The 17,837-nt window shown below is 64.9% G+C and carries 14 protein-coding genes and 1 pseudogene; 8 read left to right on the top strand and 7 right to left on the bottom strand.

What is annotated here, in order from left to right:
- Positions 1 to 208: 208 nt before the first annotated feature.
- A complete protein-coding gene (locus J2R76_RS38935; RefSeq protein WP_253625845.1) occupies positions 209 to 1,057 on the top strand; it encodes an alpha/beta hydrolase in 849 nt (282 codons plus the stop codon).
- A 98-nt stretch (positions 1,058 to 1,155) separates the two neighbouring features.
- Here J2R76_RS38935 and J2R76_RS38930 read toward each other — a convergent pair whose 3' ends face one another.
- Entirely contained in the window at positions 1,156 to 1,713 is a 558-nt protein-coding gene (locus tag J2R76_RS38930; protein ID WP_253625844.1) for a DUF308 domain-containing protein, read from the bottom strand.
- A 134-nt stretch (positions 1,714 to 1,847) separates the two neighbouring features.
- On the opposite strand from J2R76_RS38930, the gene J2R76_RS38925 reads away from it, so the two are divergent.
- The gene (locus tag J2R76_RS38925; protein ID WP_253625843.1) at positions 1,848 to 2,435 is read left to right on the top strand and encodes a TetR family transcriptional regulator; all 588 of its coding nucleotides are present in this window, start codon (positions 1,848 to 1,850) and stop codon (positions 2,433 to 2,435) included.
- 46 nt (positions 2,436 to 2,481) lie between these two features.
- Here J2R76_RS38925 and J2R76_RS38920 read toward each other — a convergent pair whose 3' ends face one another.
- A complete protein-coding gene (locus J2R76_RS38920; RefSeq protein WP_229190143.1) occupies positions 2,482 to 4,746 on the bottom strand; it encodes a spermidine synthase in 2,265 nt (754 codons plus the stop codon).
- Between the two features lie 179 nt (positions 4,747 to 4,925).
- On the opposite strand from J2R76_RS38920, the gene J2R76_RS38915 reads away from it, so the two are divergent.
- On the top strand, positions 4,926 to 6,527 hold the full coding sequence (locus J2R76_RS38915) for an NAD(P)/FAD-dependent oxidoreductase (protein ID WP_229190142.1): 1,602 nt from the start codon (positions 4,926 to 4,928) through the stop codon (positions 6,525 to 6,527).
- A gap of 263 nt (positions 6,528 to 6,790) precedes the next feature.
- Here the strand turns inward: J2R76_RS38915 and J2R76_RS38910 are convergent, their stop codons facing one another.
- Positions 6,791 to 6,955: a Flp family type IVb pilin gene (locus J2R76_RS38910; protein ID WP_016841571.1), complete on the bottom strand. Its 165-nt coding sequence runs from the start codon at positions 6,953 to 6,955 to the stop codon at positions 6,791 to 6,793.
- Positions 6,956 to 7,125: 170 nt separating this feature from the next.
- On the opposite strand from J2R76_RS38910, the gene J2R76_RS38905 reads away from it, so the two are divergent.
- A complete protein-coding gene (locus J2R76_RS38905; RefSeq protein ID WP_253625842.1) occupies positions 7,126 to 8,010 on the top strand; it encodes a 50S ribosomal protein L11 methyltransferase in 885 nt (294 codons plus the stop codon).
- Positions 8,007 to 8,513 (top strand): hypothetical protein, encoded by a 507-nt coding sequence (locus J2R76_RS38900; protein WP_253625841.1) that lies wholly within the window; start codon positions 8,007 to 8,009, stop codon positions 8,511 to 8,513. The genes J2R76_RS38905 and J2R76_RS38900 overlap by 4 nt, the downstream gene beginning before the upstream one ends.
- An 18-nt stretch (positions 8,514 to 8,531) precedes the next feature.
- Here J2R76_RS38900 and J2R76_RS38895 read toward each other — a convergent pair whose 3' ends face one another.
- A complete protein-coding gene (locus J2R76_RS38895; RefSeq protein WP_057015008.1) occupies positions 8,532 to 8,717 on the bottom strand; it encodes a hypothetical protein in 186 nt (61 codons plus the stop codon).
- Between the two features lie 190 nt (positions 8,718 to 8,907).
- Between J2R76_RS38895 and J2R76_RS38890 the strand changes: the two genes are divergently transcribed.
- Together J2R76_RS38890 and J2R76_RS38885 are read left to right on the top strand one after the other, a co-directional pair.
- On the top strand, positions 8,908 to 10,737 hold the full coding sequence (locus tag J2R76_RS38890) for an aminopeptidase P family protein (protein ID WP_253625840.1): 1,830 nt from the start codon (positions 8,908 to 8,910) through the stop codon (positions 10,735 to 10,737).
- Between the two features lie 303 nt (positions 10,738 to 11,040).
- Positions 11,041 to 12,318 carry a multidrug effflux MFS transporter gene (locus tag J2R76_RS38885; RefSeq protein ID WP_253625839.1) on the top strand — a complete coding sequence of 426 codons (1,278 nt, stop codon included), beginning with the start codon at positions 11,041 to 11,043 and terminating at the stop codon, positions 12,316 to 12,318.
- Between the two features lie 95 nt (positions 12,319 to 12,413).
- Here J2R76_RS38885 and ligA read toward each other — a convergent pair whose 3' ends face one another.
- Positions 12,414 to 14,564, bottom strand: a complete 2,151-nt coding sequence (gene ligA, locus J2R76_RS38880) for an NAD-dependent DNA ligase LigA (protein ID WP_253625838.1) — start codon at positions 14,562 to 14,564, stop codon at positions 12,414 to 12,416.
- Positions 14,565 to 14,688: 124 nt separating this feature from the next.
- On the opposite strand from ligA, the pseudogene J2R76_RS38875 reads away from it, so the two are divergent.
- Positions 14,689 to 14,975, top strand: a pseudogene (locus J2R76_RS38875) (GIY-YIG nuclease family protein).
- Positions 14,976 to 15,070: 95 nt separating this feature from the next.
- Here the strand turns inward: J2R76_RS38875 and recN are convergent.
- Together recN and J2R76_RS38865 are read right to left on the bottom strand one after the other, a co-directional pair.
- On the bottom strand, positions 15,071 to 16,744 hold the full coding sequence (recN, locus tag J2R76_RS38870) for a DNA repair protein RecN (RefSeq protein ID WP_253625837.1): 1,674 nt from the start codon (positions 16,742 to 16,744) through the stop codon (positions 15,071 to 15,073).
- A gap of 13 nt (positions 16,745 to 16,757) precedes the next feature.
- Positions 16,758 to 17,666, bottom strand: a complete 909-nt coding sequence (locus J2R76_RS38865) for an outer membrane protein assembly factor BamD (RefSeq protein WP_028332540.1) — start codon at positions 17,664 to 17,666, stop codon at positions 16,758 to 16,760.
- Between the last annotated feature and the right edge of the window lie 171 nt (positions 17,667 to 17,837).

Below are 17,837 nucleotides of genomic sequence, written 5' to 3'. Positions count from 1 at the left end.
CACGCTCCCCTCACCCGCTTGTGACCTTCGCAAAGGGCGCCCGTCATCGTGCGCCGTGGCCCGTCGTCGCGTCGTCATCTGATTGTAAAACTAGCCCGATATTCGGCGGCACAAGCGCCCGCCTGGCCCCTGGAGGCCGATTCATGCGGCATGCCCGATGAAAACAGGGCGAGAAGCGCGGGTCACGTAGGCTAGATCAGAGGTCGACATGAAACGGGGCATCATTGTCCTTTGCCTGTGCATCGTGGCGATGGCCGCTTATTTCACGACGGACAGATGGGCCATCCGTCACACGACGCTGACGTTCCACGACGTTCTGCGCGACGACCGCGACGTCACGGTCGAGGTCGCGGTGCGCCGCGACCGGCAAATGCAGGCAATGGCCGAGATGATCGAGCTGCCGGTCGCGATCCTGAGCCACGGCAACACCGTCAAGAACACCGAGTACTCGTTCCTCACCAATTTGTTCGCGTCGCGCGGCTACCTCGTGGTCAGCATTCAGCATGATCTCGACACCGACGCGCCGATGGTTACCAAGGTCGGCGAGGAATATGTCGGCCGCCGCATGCAGTACAATCGCGGCGTCTTCAACATCATGTATGCGATCGACGAGCTCAAGAAGCTCTACCCGAACGCAAACTATCGCCAGCTGACGTTGATCGGCCATTCCAACGGCGGAGACATCTCGATGTTCTTCGCCAAGCAGCATCCCGACCTGGTGAAGAAGGTCGTCACGCTGGACAATCTGCGCGTCCCCTTCATCACCGACGGCAGGATAAAGATCCTCTCGTTCCGCTCCAGGGATCCGGTGTTCAAGGCCGATCCGGGCGTCGTGCCCGACGACGAGACCTGTGCGAGACTCGGCATCAAGGTGGTCAGAACCGAATTCCAGCACAACGATCTCAGCGACCGCGGCCCGGACAGCGCGAAATCGTCGATCCAGGCCGGCGTGGAGCGATTCCTCGACGAGGATGCCGGCGAGAGCACGCCGACGATGCCGCTGCTCGCCGCCTCGACGCCCGCCTCCGCGAGTGCGGCGCCGCCAGAGAACAAATAGTCGCGTCGCGCTGAAGGCGAGTTCGCGCTCTCCGGTGCTGTCGGACAGCTCTCCGTTCCGATTGGATCGGAACGGAGCTCCAGCTTTTTGCTTTGACTCTATGCGCGCGCGTGGCGATAGCCGGCGGCAACGAGCCAGATTGCGGAAAGCAAGAAGTAGAACGCGCCGAAGCCCGCATAGGGAGCGACGTCGAGAATGGTCGGCGCAACGGTACCGACGGACTGGCTGATCATGTAGCCGCCGGCGAGTGCCGACTGTGCGCCACTCAGGATCATCGCCCATTGCGCGCCATAATGACGCCAGCGCCTGACGCCGGTGTACAATTGCAGCACGCCCGCGAGGATCGCCCAAACCCCGAACACGGCGAGGACGGCATAGCTGCTGTGGCGGAGCGCCACGATCACGGCGAGCGTCGTGATCACGCTGACCACGACATTCAGGGCCTGGGATGGGTTGGCCTTCAGGCCGCCATTGACCCGGGCATCAGCCAGATTGGCGATGCCGTCCCACGCCGGGTAGATCACGAGCAGAACCGCGGCAGGGCCGGCTTGACCGCTGAACAGAACGGCGGCGGCGACCCAGGCGACCGAGAAGATGGCGCGCCCGAGATAATAGGATCGCAGCCAGGTGGATTGGGTCGAAAGGTGGCTTTGCATTGACAGGGCTCCTTGTTGTCTTCCTACTAGTAGGTAGTTGATGGATTCCAGTCAATCTGGCGCTCGGACGCCCTGTGCGGAGAGGAAGGCCTTGATTTACCTTTGTAATTTACCTACTGGAAGGTAGGCATGACGTGAACGTGATGACTTCGACTTCTGAAAAAATTCTCGACGTCGCGCAGCCCCTCATCGTCGCGGGGGGCTATAACGGCTTCAGCTATGCCGACATCTCGGATGCCATCGGCATCCGGAAGGCGAGCATCCACCATCACTTCCCGACCAAGGCCGAGCTGGTCTCGGCGCTGGTGGATCGCTACCGGCAGCAGACCGAGCTGGGCCTGAAGTCGCTTCGGGAGCAATTCGCAAGCCCGGCCGACCAACTGCAGGCTTACGTGAACTTCTGGCAGGCGTGCATCGGCGATGCCTCGCTGGCGTTCTGCGTCTGCGCGATGCTTGCCGGCGAGATGCCGATGCTGCCGGACGAGGTCGCATCGCGCGTCCGCGCCCATTTCCATCATCTTGCGGGATGGCTCACCTCGGTGCTGCAGGCCGGCGCGGAACAGCATCTGTTCCGGCTGGACCAGCGGCCGCACGAGGAGGCCCAGATGCTGATGGCATCGGTTCATGGGGCAATGCTCTCGGCGAGGGCTTTCGACGATCCCGGAATGTTTGCCGCGATCGTCAAGCCCCAGTTCGCCAGACTGCTGGTAGCCGATCGCTAGAGAATTATCGCGCGGAAGCCGCCGCGATTGGCTCGGCTTGCAGGTCCTACTGCTCGCCGTCGCGCAGTCGGCGGTACACTGCACCCAGCACGTTCGAATAGTCGTCGGTCCAGACCCGTTGCTTCTCGTCGGCTTCGGTCTCGGTCCAGACATCAGACGATGCGAGCTTGCCGACGTCTTCCTCCTCGCGCGCGGAGACCACGACCGAGGTCGAGAAGATGTACTCGTTGTCGCGGCCGGAATCCTCGCTATAGACCCAGCTCTTCATGTCGTTGGCGTCGGCGATGCCGACCACGACGCTGGCAAGCTCGAGGTGGCGGTTGGAGACGTGCATCACGACGGCGCCCTGCGGCGCCAGCTTCTCCTTGTAGATCGCCATCGCCTCCTCGGTCGCGAGATGGATCGGGATCGCGTCCGACGAATAGGCGTCGACGATGATCAGATCGTAGGCGCCGTCCGGCTCCTTGGCGAAGGTCAGCCGCGCGTCGCCGATGACGGGCTTGAGGTTCGGCTCGCAGTTCTGGATGTAGGTGAAGTATTTCGGATCGCGCGCGGTATCGACCATCGATTGGTCGATCTCGAAGAAGCGCCAGTCCTCGCCGGGGGCCGACGCGCAGGTCAGCGTCCCCGAACCGAGCCCGATCACCGCCACTTTCAGCGGCGCGCCCTTGCGCTCGCGGATTGCAGTGATCGCCCGCCCGATGCCGCCATCCTTGTAATAGTAGCTGATCGGTTCGGGCTTTCCGGCGACCGGCGTGCCGTCATCGTTCTTGAACTTCTCGGCGCCATGGATCGTGGTGCCGTGCATCAGCACGTGATACTGCCCGTTCGGCGTCACCACGATCTTGTGCACGCCGAAGAAGCTGCGCACGGTTTCGACGCGGCCGTCGTCGGATGGATAGGCGCGCAGCACCACCAACGCGACCACGACGGTGGCGAAGATCTTCCAGCGATTGGCGTTCAGCGCGAGCGCAAGCAGCGCCGAGAGCACGCCGACCGCGCCGATCACCCAGACCCGGTGCACATCGAACCAGTTGAAGATGTCGCCGGCCGAATGGCTCGGCGCGATCAGCGCCACCGCCAGCACCGCAAGGAACGGCCAGTACCAGGCGCTCCAGCGCGGCAGCCACTCCGCGCCGCCGGGCGGACGGCATAGCGCCGCGAGCGCCAGCAGGATCGGATATTCGGCGACCCACGAGAAAGTAAAAGGCGCAATAAGCCCCGCGAACAGGCCGCCGACCATGCCGCCGAACGACAGCGCGACGTAGAAGCCGGTGAGATATTTCGCCGCCGGGCGGGTGCGTGCAAGCTCGCCATGACAGGCCATCGCGATGATGAAGAAGCAGAGCTGATGGCCGCCGAGCGTGAGCAGCAGGTTCTGCTCGCCGCCGACCGCAAGCAGGATCACGACGCCGGCAATCGCCAGCGGCTGCGCCCGCAGCATCCATTTGTGCGGCAATAGCGGCCGCGACTGGAACACCAGCACCCAGGTCAAGAGATACAGCGACAGCGGCAGCACCCACAGCAGGGGCGCGGCGGCGACGTCGGTCGAGATATGCGCCGTCACCGCGATCAAGAGGCCGGACGGCACCGCGGCGAGGAAGATCCAGCGCGCCCGCAGCGGCCAGGACGGCGCCGGCGCATTGGCGTCATCGACCTGCATGTCGAGCGCGGCGGCATTGGCCGGCGACCGCAACAGCAGCACACCGCAACTCGCGATCAGAATGATCAGCAGACCATAACCACCGGTCCAGATCAGGTTCTGGGTGCGCAACGTGAACATCGGCTCGAGCAGCACCGGATAGGACAATAGCGCGAGGAAGCTGCCGATGTTCGAGGATGCGTAGAGGAAATACGGATCGGGACCATTGGGATGTCCGGTGCGCACGAACCAGGCCTGCAGCAGCGGATTGTTGGCGGCGAGCGCGAAGAACGGCAGGCCGATCGAAACCGCGAACAGGCCGAGCAGCCAGATCGCATAGCCGGACGTCGGCGGCTCGCCCCAGCCGCTCCTGATCGCCAGCGGCAAGGTCAGCAACGCGACGACGAGCAGCACCAGATGCACCACGACCGGCGCAATACGGCCGTTCAGCTTCATCAGGAGATGCGCATAGGCGTAGCCGCCGAGCAGCAGCGACTGGAAGAACACCATCGCCACCGACCACACCGCCGGCGAGCCGCCGAGCCGCGGCAGCACCATCTTGGTGAACAGCGGCTGCACCGAGAACAGCAACAGGGCACTGACGAAGATCGCGGCGGTGTAGACAACCAGCACCAGCCGGTTGCGCGAGGCGGTCGGCTCAGACGTCATGAAAGCTCCGGCATGGACCCGGCGGGCGCCGGAGGCGGACAGTCCGGTGGCACCCCACCGGAGGATTTCAGTTGAGCATACGGCACTATCACGGACAAGAAACGGCGGTCACGCGGACTTGACGACGCGGCGCCGCGGCGCCACAGCACATGCTCTAATCACTGCTTCTTGAAGCGGACATGAACGAAACAGACGTCGTCATCATCGGTGCGGGGCACAACGGCCTCACCTGCGCGGCCTATCTCGCGATGGCCGGGCTGCGCGTGAAGGTCGTGGAACGCCGCAAGGTGGTCGGCGGCGCTGCGGTCACCGAAGAATTTTGCCCGGGCTTCCGCAATTCGGTCGCCGCCTACACGGTGAGCCTGCTCAATCCGCAGATCGTGTCTGACCTGAAACTTGCCGATCACGGCCTCAGGATCGTCGAGCGGCGCGCGCAGAACTTCCTCCCCGCGCCCGACGGCAGCTATTTGCTGACGGGCGAAGGCCGAACCCGGGAGTCGGTCGCAAAGCTCAGCCGCAAGGACGCCGCCGCAATCGGCGTGTTCTCAGGGGAACTCGAAGCCATCGCCGACGTGCTGCGGCAATTCGTGCTGCGCGCACCGCCGAACCTCGTCGAGGGCTTTGGCATCAGCGCGATCAGCGAGGCCTTCAACGCGCTCGGCACCGCCAACATCCTGCGCCGGCTGTCGATGGATCAGCAGCGCAATCTGCTCGACCTGTTCACGCGATCGGCCGGCGAGATGCTCGATGAGCGTTTCGAGAACGACCTCGTCAAGGCGCTATTCGGCTTCGATGCCATCGTCGGCAATTATGCCAGCCCCTACGCGGCGGGCTCGGCCTATGTGATGCTGCATCATGCGTTCGGCGAGGTGAACGGCAAGAAAGGCGTCTGGGGCCACGCGATCGGCGGCATGGGTGCGATCACCCAGGCGATGGCGCGTGCCGCGCGCAGCCATGGCGTCGAGGTCGAAACCGATGTGGCCGTCCGCGAGGTGATCGTCGAGAAGGAGCGCGCCGTCGGCGTCGTCCTCGACAATGACAAGGCCGTGCGCGCCAAATACGTCGTCTCGAACGTCAATCCGAAGCTGCTGTACACACGCCTGGTGCCGGAAGGCGCATTGGCGCCCGAGTTCCGCGCGCGCATCTCACGATGGCGGAACGGGTCCGGCACGTTCAGGATGAACGTGGCGCTAAATGCCCTGCCCTCGTTCAGCGCGCTGCCCGACCCGGGGGATCACCTCACGGCGGGGATCATCATCGCTCCGAACCTCGGCTACATGGATCGCGCCTGGCACGATGCGCGCGAATTCGGCTGGAGCCGCGCGCCGGTCGTCGAGGTGCTGATCCCCTCGACGCTCGACGACAGCCTGAGCCCGCCGGGCCAGCATGTCGCGAGCCTGTTTTGCCAGCACGTCGCGCCGCAACTGCCCGACGGCAGATCGTGGGACGATCATCGCGAAGAGGTCGCCGATCTGATGATCGCAACCGTCGATCGCTACGCCCCCGGCTTCGCAGGCAGCGTGATCGGCCGCCAGGTCCTGTCGCCTCTCGACCTCGAGCGGCAATTCGGCCTGCTCGGCGGCGACATCTTTCACGGTGCGCTGACACTGAACCAGTTGTTCTCGGCGCGGCCGATGCTCGGCCATGCCGACTATCGCGGACCTCTGAAGGGTCTCTACCATTGCGGTTCCGGCGCCCATCCCGGCGGCGGCGTCACCGGCGCCCCCGGCCACAATGCCGCGCGGGCCATCCTGGCCGACCATCGCGCGCTGTTCTCGTAGACGACACACCGCGCGCCGCGGGACAAGCTGTGGACAGGCGTGTTGAGAAGCTGTGGGTCTGCGGTGGACAGCGGCCTTGCCTCAAGACGGGATAACCGGTGGACGCCACTGTGGAGCGGCTGTGCGACAGACGCTGACAATCCCGGGACAACGCTGTTGACGTCTTGTCGAGAAGCTGCGCGTGGCTCTGTGGACAACCGGCCAAAAAGAAAACACCGGGCGACAAGTCGTCCGGTGCTTCCCTGAGAACGCCGTTCGAGAAATTACTTCAGCGAGCCGCTGATCGAGTTGAAGGTCCCGCTCAGTGCCGTGCCGACGCCATTCACCGCAGCGATGATGGCGATGGCGATACCGGTTGCGATCAGTCCGTATTCGATGGCGGTCGCGCCGGATTCATTCCGCAAAAACTTAACGATAAAAGCCTTCATTGCAGCCCTGCCCTTGGTTGTGATGCCTTGGAACGAAGGGTGTTCCCAGTTCCGCCGCCCTAGTAGTACGGCAACATCTAAGGTTGTCTGAACCGGGAACCTCTCAATTCTCGCGATATTCGATTGAATCCGGCTTGAAATTTTAACAAAAACCGCGCTACCGGCCTCCGATGACCCCGTCCACACACCGCGCCAGCGTCACCCTTCCTGATGAATCGACCGCAAAGCGCGTGGTAGACGCGCTTTCCGAGCTGTTTTTCGAGGATCAGGCGGCGTTTGCGGCCTTCGAGCGACCGGATGGCCGCTGGGACGTCACCGTCCATTTTGCCGAGCCGCCGGACCAAAATTTACTGCGCGAGCTGGTCGGCCAAGCTGTGCGGCAGGATGTCGCATCTACTTTAGTCTTTGATACCGTGGAGGCCAAGGACTGGGTCAAGGCCAGCCTCGAGGATCTTGTCCCGGTCGCCGCCGGCCGCTTTATCGTCCACGGCCAGCATGACCGGCACCGGATACCCCCCAACAAGCTCGGGATCGAGATCGAGGCGGCGCTGGCCTTCGGCACCGGCCATCACGGCACCACCCGCGGCTGCCTGCTGCTGCTCGACCACGTGCTGAAAGCGTATCAGCCCCGCCGCGTGCTGGATCTCGGCACCGGGACCGGCGTGCTGGCGATCGCCGCCGCCAAGGCGCTGCACGGCAAGGTGCTGGCAAGCGACATCGACCCGCCGTCGGTCAGGGTCGCCGAGGAGAATGCCCGGCTGAACGGCACAGGCGATCTGGTGGACGTGATTCCCGCCACCGGCTTTGCCGCTCCGCGCTTCGCCGAGGACGGTCCGTTCGACCTGGTGCTCGCGAACATCCTCGCCAATCCGCTGCGGCAGCTGGCCGGCCCGATGGCGCGCCACCTCGCCTCGTCGGCGCAGGTCATTCTCTCCGGCCTGCTGACGCATCAGGCGCCGGCGGTCATCGCCGCCTACCGCGCCCGCGGGCTGGTGCCGCTGCGGCATCTGAAGATCGAGGGTTGGAGCAGCCTGCTGCTGCGCTCCGTGAAGTGACCGCGACCGGCAGACAGTGCGGCGACTGCACGCTCTGCTGCAAGGTGATGGCGATCGAGGAACTGGCCAAGCCCGCCAACACGTGGTGCCCGCATTGCAAGCCGGGGCGCGGCTGCCGGACCTATCCGGGCCGGCCGGCGGAATGCCGCTCGTTCAGCTGCGTCTGGCTGGCGAACGAGCTGCTGGAGGAGCACTGGAAGCCTTCCAGGTCGAAGCTCGTCCTGACCACGTCGGAAGATGGTCTTGAGGTCAGATGCGATCCGGGCTTCCCCGACGCCTGGCGCAAACAGCCGTTTTGCAACGAGCTCAGGGAATGGGCGATCTCCGGCGAGACGCTCGACATGACCGTCGTCGTGATCGCCGGCCAGCGCATGACGCTGGTGACGCCCGAGCGCGAATTCGATCTCGGCATCGTCGGCCCCGATGAGCGGATCGTGCGCGAGCTCGAGGACGGCAAGGTCGTCAATGTGACCTTGGCGAAGGCGTCCGACCTGGAACGGTAGCCGCGATCCGCGGGTTGTTTATTCGGGCGCTGGCGAATCGCTACGGTTGGTCTCGACCTTGCCCTGACCGGCCGCACGCTTGGCGCGCGCCTCGACAAGGCGGTCCAGCATCTGGACGATGACGCCGCGCTGCTTCTGTTCGACCGGCGCGATCGGGCCGCGGCGGACCGGCGGCGAGATCTTCTCAAACGTGAATGCAGGCATCGTGCATCTCCTCACCGTTGAGTTGAGACACTCCTGGACACTCCCCGTACGCTTGACCGTTGACGTGCAGTGGACATCGTCCGGCCAATTCCACTATGCCATATTCAAGCATAAGTTATGCCAAAAATATGGTCATGCTTGACCGCGCTCGCGCGAAGGTCATGCTTCATCCGAAGAGAGTGCGACGGCGATGTTCGAAGCCCATTTCCAGACGTTCGAAGAGCCTGAAGGCGGCGTGGCGCTGACTGCCCGCTTGAGCGCGCTGCGCGAGGAGCTGGCGCGGCGCAAGCTGACCGGATTCGTGGTTCCGCGCGCAGACCAGCAGCAGAATGAATATGTCGCAGCCTCCGAGGAGCGGCTCGCCTGGCTGACCGGCTTCACTGGATCGGCCGGGCTCGCGATCGTGCTGAGCAAGGAGGCCGCCCTGTTTGTCGACGGCCGCTACACGCTGCAGGCCGGCAAGCAGGTCGACCGCAAGGCCTGGCAGGTCGAGCCGCTGGTCGATCCACCGCCGGAGCACTGGCTGACCCGGCATCTGGCGGCCGGCGACCGCCTAGGATTTGACCCCTGGCTGCACACTTCTGCGGCAGCCGAACGACTGGCAGCGGCCTGCGCCAAGGCCGGCGCGGAACTGGTCGCCGTCGACAGCAATCCGCTCGATGCGATCTGGCACGAGCGGCCGGCACCGCCGCTCGGTCCGGTCACGATCCACGGCGCGCAGTTTTCCGGGGAGATCGAAGCCGAGAAGCTCAAGCGCATCCGCCTCGAGATCAACAAGCTCGGCGTCGACGCGCTGGTGCTGTCCGACAGCCACGCGGTCGCCTGGACCTTCAACATCCGCGGCGCCGACGTCTCGCATACGCCGCTGCCGCTGTCCTATGCGCTGGTACCGAAGGAAGGCCGGCCGCTGGTGTTCATCGATCAGCGCAAGCTGTCCAACTCGACACGCGACCATCTCGAGCAATCGGCCGATGTCGAGCAGCCCGCGGCGCTGGCGGCAAAACTCACCGAGCTCGCCAAGCGCGGCGCCTCGATCGCGCTCGACAGCGCGACCGCAGCCGACGCCCTGAGCCGCCTGATCGCGGGTGCCGGCGGCAAGCCGGTGCGCGGCAGCGATCCGGTCAGCCTCTTGAAGGCGGTCAAGAACATCACCGAGATCGAGGGCACGCGCACGGCGCATCAGCGCGACGCGGTGGCGCTGGTGCGTTTCCTCGCCTGGATCGATCGCGAGGCGCCCTCCGGCAGCCTCACCGAGATCGACACCGTCGAGGCGCTGGAGACGTTCCGCCGCCAGACCGGCGCGCTGAAGGACGTCTCCTTCCCGACCATCGCCGGCACCGGGCCGAACGGCGCCATCGTGCACTACCGCGTGACGCGCAAAAGCAACCGCCGCATCGAGCCCGGCGATCTCCTGCTGATCGATTCCGGCGCACAATATGAGGACGGCACCACCGACGTCACCCGCACCATCGCGATCGGCAAGCCGACCGACGAGATGCGCGACCGCTTCACCCGCGTGCTGCGCGGCCATATCGCGATCGCCCGCGCGATCTTCCCCGACGGCACCACCGGCGCGCAGCTCGACACGCTGGCGCGGCAATATCTCTGGCAGGCCGGGATCGATTTCGAGCACGGCACCGGTCACGGCGTCGGCAGCTATCTCAGCGTCCATGAAGGGCCGGCGCGGATTTCCAAGCTCGGCACCACGCCGCTGAGGCGCGGCATGATCCTGTCGAACGAGCCCGGCTACTACAAGACCGACGCCTACGGCATAAGGATCGAGAACCTCGAGCTCGTGATCGGCACCGACATTGCCGGCGCCGAGAAGCCGATCAATGCATTCGAGACGCTGACGCTGGCGCCGATCGATCGCCGCCTGATCGAGGTCAGCATGCTGAGCCCGGACGAGTTAAGCTGGCTCAACGACTACCACGCCCGCGTCGCGCATGTGGTGCGGCCGCATCTCGACGACAACGCCACCAAGCTGTGGCTGGACGAGGCAACGGCGGCGCTGAAGTAGCGGCGCGCCCAGGCATCCGCACGCTCGACGTCGTCCCCCCAATGCTCTGTGTCATCCCCCGCGAAAGCGGAGGATCCAGTACGCCGCGGCCTATCAATTCAAATACGCCTGCCTCTGGAATACTGGGTCCCCTGCTTTCGCGGAGGACGACAGCGGAATTCGCAGCTGACGACATTGGGTTTATTGCGCGAGACGAAACATCGTCACCGCGTCTCCTGAAATCGCATGGGCGTATGTCGAAACGCCCGTATTCCGCGCGGACGGGCACGCTACAGTCTTTCCACAATGCTGGATCGGACCTGAATGCACGGCGTGATGGGCAAGCCGCCCGGCGCGGCCAAAGACAACATCGCGACATCGAAGGTCATGCTGCTGATGCTCGTCGTGATGACGGGCGTGGCGCCGATCTCGCTCTACATGCTGGTGCCGGCGCTGCCGGTGCTGGCGACCACATTCGGCCGCGACATCTCTATCGCGCAGATGACGGTGTCGCTCTACATGGTCGGCATCGCGCTTTCACAGCTGATCATGGGGCCGCTGTCCGACAGGTTCGGCCGCCGGCCGGTGCTGCTCGCGGGCCTCGGACTGATGGTCGTGGCCGGCGTCGGCTCGGTGTTCGCCGAGACCCTGCCGCAACTGATTGCGGCGCGCTTCTTCCAGGCGCTCGGCGGCGCCAGCGGCATGGTGATCAGCCGTGCCATCATCCGCGATCTCTATCCGCGCGAGCGGGTCGGCGCCATGATCAGCCTCGTCGTCGCCGCGCTGATGATCGCGCAGATGGTGAGCCCGCTGACCGGCGGCCTGCTGGAGACCACATTCGGCTGGCGCGCGATCCTCTATCTCATCACCGCGGCGTCGCTGATCACCACGATCTTCATCGCGCTGGCGCTGCCGGAAACCCGCCGCGACCGCGCCGACAGCTCCAGCTTTCGCGGCGACCTCGGCAAGCTGATGACGAGCCGCGCCTTCGTCGGCTATCTGCTGTGTCAGGTGCTGGCGTCGCAGATCATCTTCGCCTTCGCCGGCGGCGGCCCCTACATCGTGGTGACCCAGATGGGCCGGACCAGTGCCGAGTATGGCGCGTGGTTCGCGATGACGGGGTTCGGCTACTTCGTCGGCAATCTCTTGTGCGTGCGCTTCGCGCCGCGGCACTCGCTGGAGAAATTGATCTGGTTCGGCCTCGCGCTGCAGGTCGGCGGCAGCCTGTTGAACCTGGTCTGGAGTTTTACCGGAGTAAACCAGGCCCCGCTCTGGCTGTTCGGCACCCAGATGATCGTGATGATCGCCAACGCCTTCGTGATGGCCAATTCCGCCGCCGGCGCCATCAGCATCCGGCCCGAAGCCGCCGGCACCGCCTCGGGCGCCATGGGGTTCCTGCAGCAGGGCATCGGCTCGCTGATCTCGCAATTCGGCGCCTATCTCGGCGGCCACTCCACCACGACGCTGCCGCTGACCGCGGCGATCTTCGCGATCTCGATCGCCTGCGCCTGCACCATGATCTTCGTCGTGCCGCGGCGGCAGGTGGTGGTGAGCGAGGAGCTGATCGCGCAGGCCGAGGAGGATGAGCAGGGGATGATGTGAGCAGTTCGTCATTCCGGGGCGATGCGCAGCATCGAACCCGGAATCTCGAGATTCCGGGTTCGCCTCTTCGAGGCGCCCCGGAATGACGGACAACCCTACTCCCCGATCAGCTTCAGCCACTCGTCCTCGGTCAGCACCTGGACGCCGTGCTTCTGCGCTTCGGCAAGCTTCGAGCCGGCGCCCGGCCCCGCGACGACGTAGTCGGTCTTCTTCGACACCGAACCGGCCGCCTTGGCGCCCAGCCGTTCGGCGGTCGCCTTGGCCTCGTCGCGCGTCATCTTTTCGAGCGATCCGGTGAACACCACGGTCTTGCCGGCGACCGCCGAATTGCTCTTCGGCTTCTCGGCGTCGATGATCTCGTCGAGCTCTCCGGTCAGCCGCTCGACGATGCCGCGATTGTGGCTCTCGCCGAAATAGTCGGCGATGCTCTTGATCACGGTGTCGCCGATCTGGTCGAGCGCATCCATCTCCGCCATCGCTTCCTCGTCGCCCTTGGCGACCTTGAGGCAGGCATCGTGGAACGCGTCCCAGGAGCCATAGCCGCGCGCCAGTGCCAGCGCGGTGGTCTCGCCGACATGGCGCATGCCGAGCGCGTAGATGAAGCGTTCCAGGCCAATCCTGCGCCGGCTGTCGATCGCGGCGAACAGATTGCGCACCGAGGTCTCGCCGTAGCCTTCGATGTCCTCGAGCTTCAGCTTCGCGTTGCGCTTTTGCAGCGTGAAGATATCAGCCGGCTCCTTGACCCATCCCTCGTCGAAGAAATATTGCAACTGCTTCACGCCGAGACCGTCGATGTCGAAGGCGCGGCGCGACACGAACAGAATGAGGTGTTCGACCTTCTGGAACGGACAGGCGAACTCGCCGGTGCAGCGGGCGCGCGAGCCCTCCTCGCCGGCCGCAGTCTCCTCGCGCACCACGTCGGTGTGCAGCGGGCACGGGCACTTCTTCGGGAAGTGGAATTCCTTCGCATTCTTCGGCCGCTTGTCGATCACGACGTCGACGACCTGCGGGATCACGTCGCCGGCGCGCTGGATCACCACGGTGTCGCCGATCCTGATGTCGCGCCCCTCGCGCAGCACCTCGCCCTTGTTGCCGATGCCCTTGATGTAGTCCTCATTGTGCAGCGTGACGTTCTGCACGATCACGCCGCCGACACCGACCGGCTCGAGCTTGCCGACCGGCGTGAATGAGCCGGTGCGCCCGACCTGGATCTCGATGTCGCGCAACACCGTCATGGCGCGCTCGGCCGGGAATTTGTGCGCGATCGCCCAGCGCGGCGTGCGCGACACGAAGCCGAGCCGCTCCTGCCAGTCGATGCGATCGACCTTGTAGACGACGCCGTCGATGTCGTAGTCGAGCTCGGCGCGCTGCTCCTCGATCTTGCGATGGAAGACGATCAGCTCCTCGACCGAGTGGCACAGCTTGGTCAGCGGATTGGTCTTGAAGCCGCACCGCTCGAACCAGTGGATCATGCCGGTCTGGGTATCCTCCGGCAGCGCGCTCATCTCGCCCCAGGCATAGGCGAAGAAGCCGAGCGGCCGCGAGGCAGTGATTGTGGGATCCTTCTGCCGCAGCGAGCCGGCCGCCGAATTGCGCGGATTGGCGAAGATGGTGTCGCCGGCCGCCTTCTGCCGCTCGTTGAGCGCGAGGAACGCCTTCTTGGTCATATAGACCTCGCCGCGCACCTCGCAAATGTCGGGCACGTTGCGGCCCTTCAGCTTCTGCGGCACGTCCTCGAGCGTGCGGATGTTGGCGGTGACGTCCTCGCCCTCGGCGCCGTCGCCGCGGGTTGCCGCGGTGACGAGTTCGCCGCCCTCGTAGCGCAGCGACATCGAGAGCCCGTCGATCTTCGGCTCGGCCGAGAAATCGATCTTGTCATCCGGCAGCTTGAGGAAGCGCGTGATGCGCCCGACGAAATCGACCACGTCGGCTTCCGCGAACGCGTTGTCGAGCGACAGCATCGGCAGCGAATGACGAACCTTCCGGAAGCGCCCCGACGGCGCGGCGCCGACCTTCTGCGACGGCGATTCCGCGGTGACGAATTCAGGGAAGCGCTTCTCGATCGCATTGTAGCGCTGCCGCAGCGCGTCGTATTCGGCGTCGCTGACGCTCGGCGCATCGTCCTGATAGTAGCGCTTGTCGTGACCTTCGAGCTCGAGCGCAAGGTGCATCAATTCGACCTTGGCCTGGGCCTTGGTGAGCTTGTCGACGTCGGAGAGTTCTTTCTTTTTTGCTGCTTTAGCCATGCGACGGGCGCGCTATAGTTTTTCGTCATTCCGGGGCGGTCCGTCAGGACCGAACCCGGAATCTCGAGATTCCGGGTTCGATGCTTCGCATCGCCCCGGAATGACTGTGTGGGAAATGGGGCTCATGTCGTACTACGTGTACATTCTAGCAAGTCGACGAGACGGAGCAATCTATGTTGGGATCACCAACGATCTCGTGCGCGGGTCTACGAACATCGAATGAAGGCCGTCCCAGGCTTCACGTCCAAATACAACATCACGCAGCTGGTTTGGTTCGAAATCTACGACGACCCGATCTCCGCGATATCACGCGAGAAGGAGCTCAAGAAGTGGAAGCGAGCCTGGAAGACGCAATTGATCGAAGCGAGCAATCCGCAGTGGAATGACTTGTACGAGTCGATCTGTACCTGAGGTGGTCATTCCGGGGCATCGCGCAGCGATGAACCCGGAATCTCGAGATTCCGGGTTCGATGCTTCGCATCGCCCCGGAATGACGAGGGGAGAGATTACGCTGTCGCCGCCCGGAGCAGCCGTTCCGCGGCCGCCCTCGCCTCCGCGGTGATCTCGGCGCCGGCCAGCATGCGCGCGATCTCCTCGCGGCGGTGGTCGGCGGCGAGCGCGTTGACGCGGGTGGCGACCCGCTTGCCCTTGTCGAGCGCATCCTTGGAGATCAGGAGATGCTGGCTGGCGCGGGCCGCGACCTGCGGCGCGTGCGTCACCGCCATCACCTGCACCTTGCCGGCAAGGCGCGCCAGCCGCGAGCCGATCGCATCGGCCACCGCGCCGCCGACGCCGGTGTCGATTTCGTCGAACACCAAGGTCGGCGCCGAGCCGCGATCGGCCAGCACGACCTTCAGCGCCAGCAGGAAGCGCGACAGTTCGCCGCCGGAGGCGACCTTCATCATCGGCCCCGGCTTGGTGCCCGGATTGGTCTGCACCCAGAACTCGACACGGTCGATGCCCTGCGGCCCCGGCGCGGCCGCGTTGCTGTCGACCTGGGTCATGAACTTCGCGCGCTCGAGCTTGAGCGGCGCAAGCTCGGCGTTGACGGCCTTGTTGAGCTTCTCGGCGGCCTTGGTGCGCGCCGCCGACAGTTTGGCGGCAGCTGCCGCATAGCGCTTGTCGGCTTCACCGGCGGCCGCTTCCAGCTTCTTCAGCTGGTCGGCGCCGGCATCGATCAGCGCGACGTCGCCGGCATATTGCGCCGCCAGCGCGGCCAGCAGATCGACCGGCGTCGAATATTTACGCGAGGCCGCGCGCAGCGCGAACAGCCGCTCCTCGATGCGCTCCAGCTCGGCCGGATCGAAATCGGTTGCCGCCAGCGCGGCGTTGAGGTGCTGGTCGGCTTCTTCCAGCGCGTTGATCGCAATATCGATCGCCTTGACCGCGGGCTCGATCAGCGCGGGCGCATTGGCGGCGCGCCGTTCCAGCCGCCGTACCGCCGCCGACAGCGACGCCACCGGCGAATGCGAGCCGCCGATCGCCTCCTGCGCCTCGCGCAGATCGGTTGCGATCTTCTCGCCCTGCATCATGGTGGTGCGGCGACCCGCGAGCTCGGTCTCCTCGCCTTCCTTCGGCGCCAGCGTCTTCAATTCCTGCGAGGCATGGCGCAGATAGTCGGCCTCGCGCGCGGCGCGCTCCATGCCGGCGCGATGCTCGTCGAGATTAGCATTGGCAGTCCGCCTGATATCCCACAGCGCTTCCAGCGCCGCGACGTCCTTCTCGTGTCCGGCGAAGGCGTCGAGCAGCTGGCGATGGGTGGAGGCGTCGACCAGCGCGCGCTCGTCATGCTGGCCATGGATCTCGACCAGCGCGGCACCGACCGCCTTCAGGGTCTGCACGCTGATCGCCTGATCGTTGATGAAGGCGCGGGTGCGGCCGTCGGCGAATTGCACGCGGCGCAGGATCATCTCACCGGTGTCGTCGAGGCCGTTCTCGGCCAGGATCCCGGCCGCCGGATGCCCCTTCGGGACGTCGAACATGGCGGTGACCTGCCCCTGTTCAGCGCCGTGGCGCACCAGTCCGGCATCGCCGCGGCCGCCGAGCGCCAGCGCAAAGGCATCGAGCAGGATGGATTTGCCTGCGCCGGTTTCGCCGGTCAGCACCGCGAGGCCACGGGAAAATTCGATATCGAGCCGTTCGATCAGGACGATGTCACGGATCGACAGACGCGCCAGCATGCGAGGACAATTCCTAGCCGAGACCTATCTTCTTGAAGGTCCTGCTGATCCAGGATCCCTGATTCTCGCTCGGCTCGAGACCGCCGGACTTTACTAGATTATATGCGTCCTTGTACCAGCGGCTGTCTGGAAAATTGTGGCCGAGCACCGCGGCCGCGGTCTGCGCCTCGCCGGCGATGCCGATCGCCATGTAGGCCTCGGTGAGGCGGTAGAGCGCCTCCTCGACGTGGCGCGTGGTCTGGTACTGCGTGACCACGGTCTTGAAGCGGTTGATCGCGGCGGTGAAGTCGCGCTTGCCCATGTAATAGCGCCCGACCGCCATTTCCTTGCCGGCGAGCTGGTCTCGCGCAGCCTGGATCTTGGACTTGGCCTGGGTGGCGTATTCCGAGGTCGGATATTTGCGGACCACCTCTTCGAGCGCCGCGATCGCCTTCTCGGTGCGGCTCTGGTCGCGCGAGATGTCCGGAATCTGGTCGAAATGCGATGCCGCGATCAGGTACTGGGCGTAGGACGCGTCCGGGCTGCCGGGATGCAGCGTGACGTAGCGGGTGGCAGAGCCGATGCAGCTGTCGTAGTCGCCCGCCTGGTAGAACGAATAGGCCGACATCAAGAGCGACTTGCGCGCCCAGTCGGAATAGGGATGCTGACGGTCGACTTCCTCGAACTTCTTCGAGGCGGCCTTCAGGTCCTTCTTCTCGTTCATCATGTACAAGCCCTCATTGTAGAGCTTGTCCGCGGGCTCATCGACGAACGTGTCGTCCTTGGCCATGAACTTGTCCCACAGCGCGCCGGTGCCGCAGCCGCTGAGCGGCATGGCCAGCACAATCAGGCCCGCCGCAAAACGCAGCGTGCGCGCGGCCTTGGTCAGGCCGGAGACGTCAGAAGAATTGCGTGATTCGAGCGCCATACGCATTGCCGACATGGATTTTAGAACCTGACGCCTTTGATGCGGTTAACGGCGACCCCACTCCACCCATGAACCGCGGTCATGGATGCAATATTTCCAGTGCCTTGACTGCCGTTACTCGCAACCGCAGGCCTGCTTAGCCGAAAAATGACCGTGGACCAACCGAATACGGAGCCATTCCGCCGG

This window comes from Bradyrhizobium sp. USDA 4532, assembly GCF_024171315.1.
In the GTDB taxonomy this organism is placed as follows: Bacteria; Pseudomonadota; Alphaproteobacteria; order Rhizobiales; family Xanthobacteraceae; genus Bradyrhizobium; species Bradyrhizobium australafricanum.
This window is presented reverse-complemented; position numbering and strand designations above follow the sequence as displayed.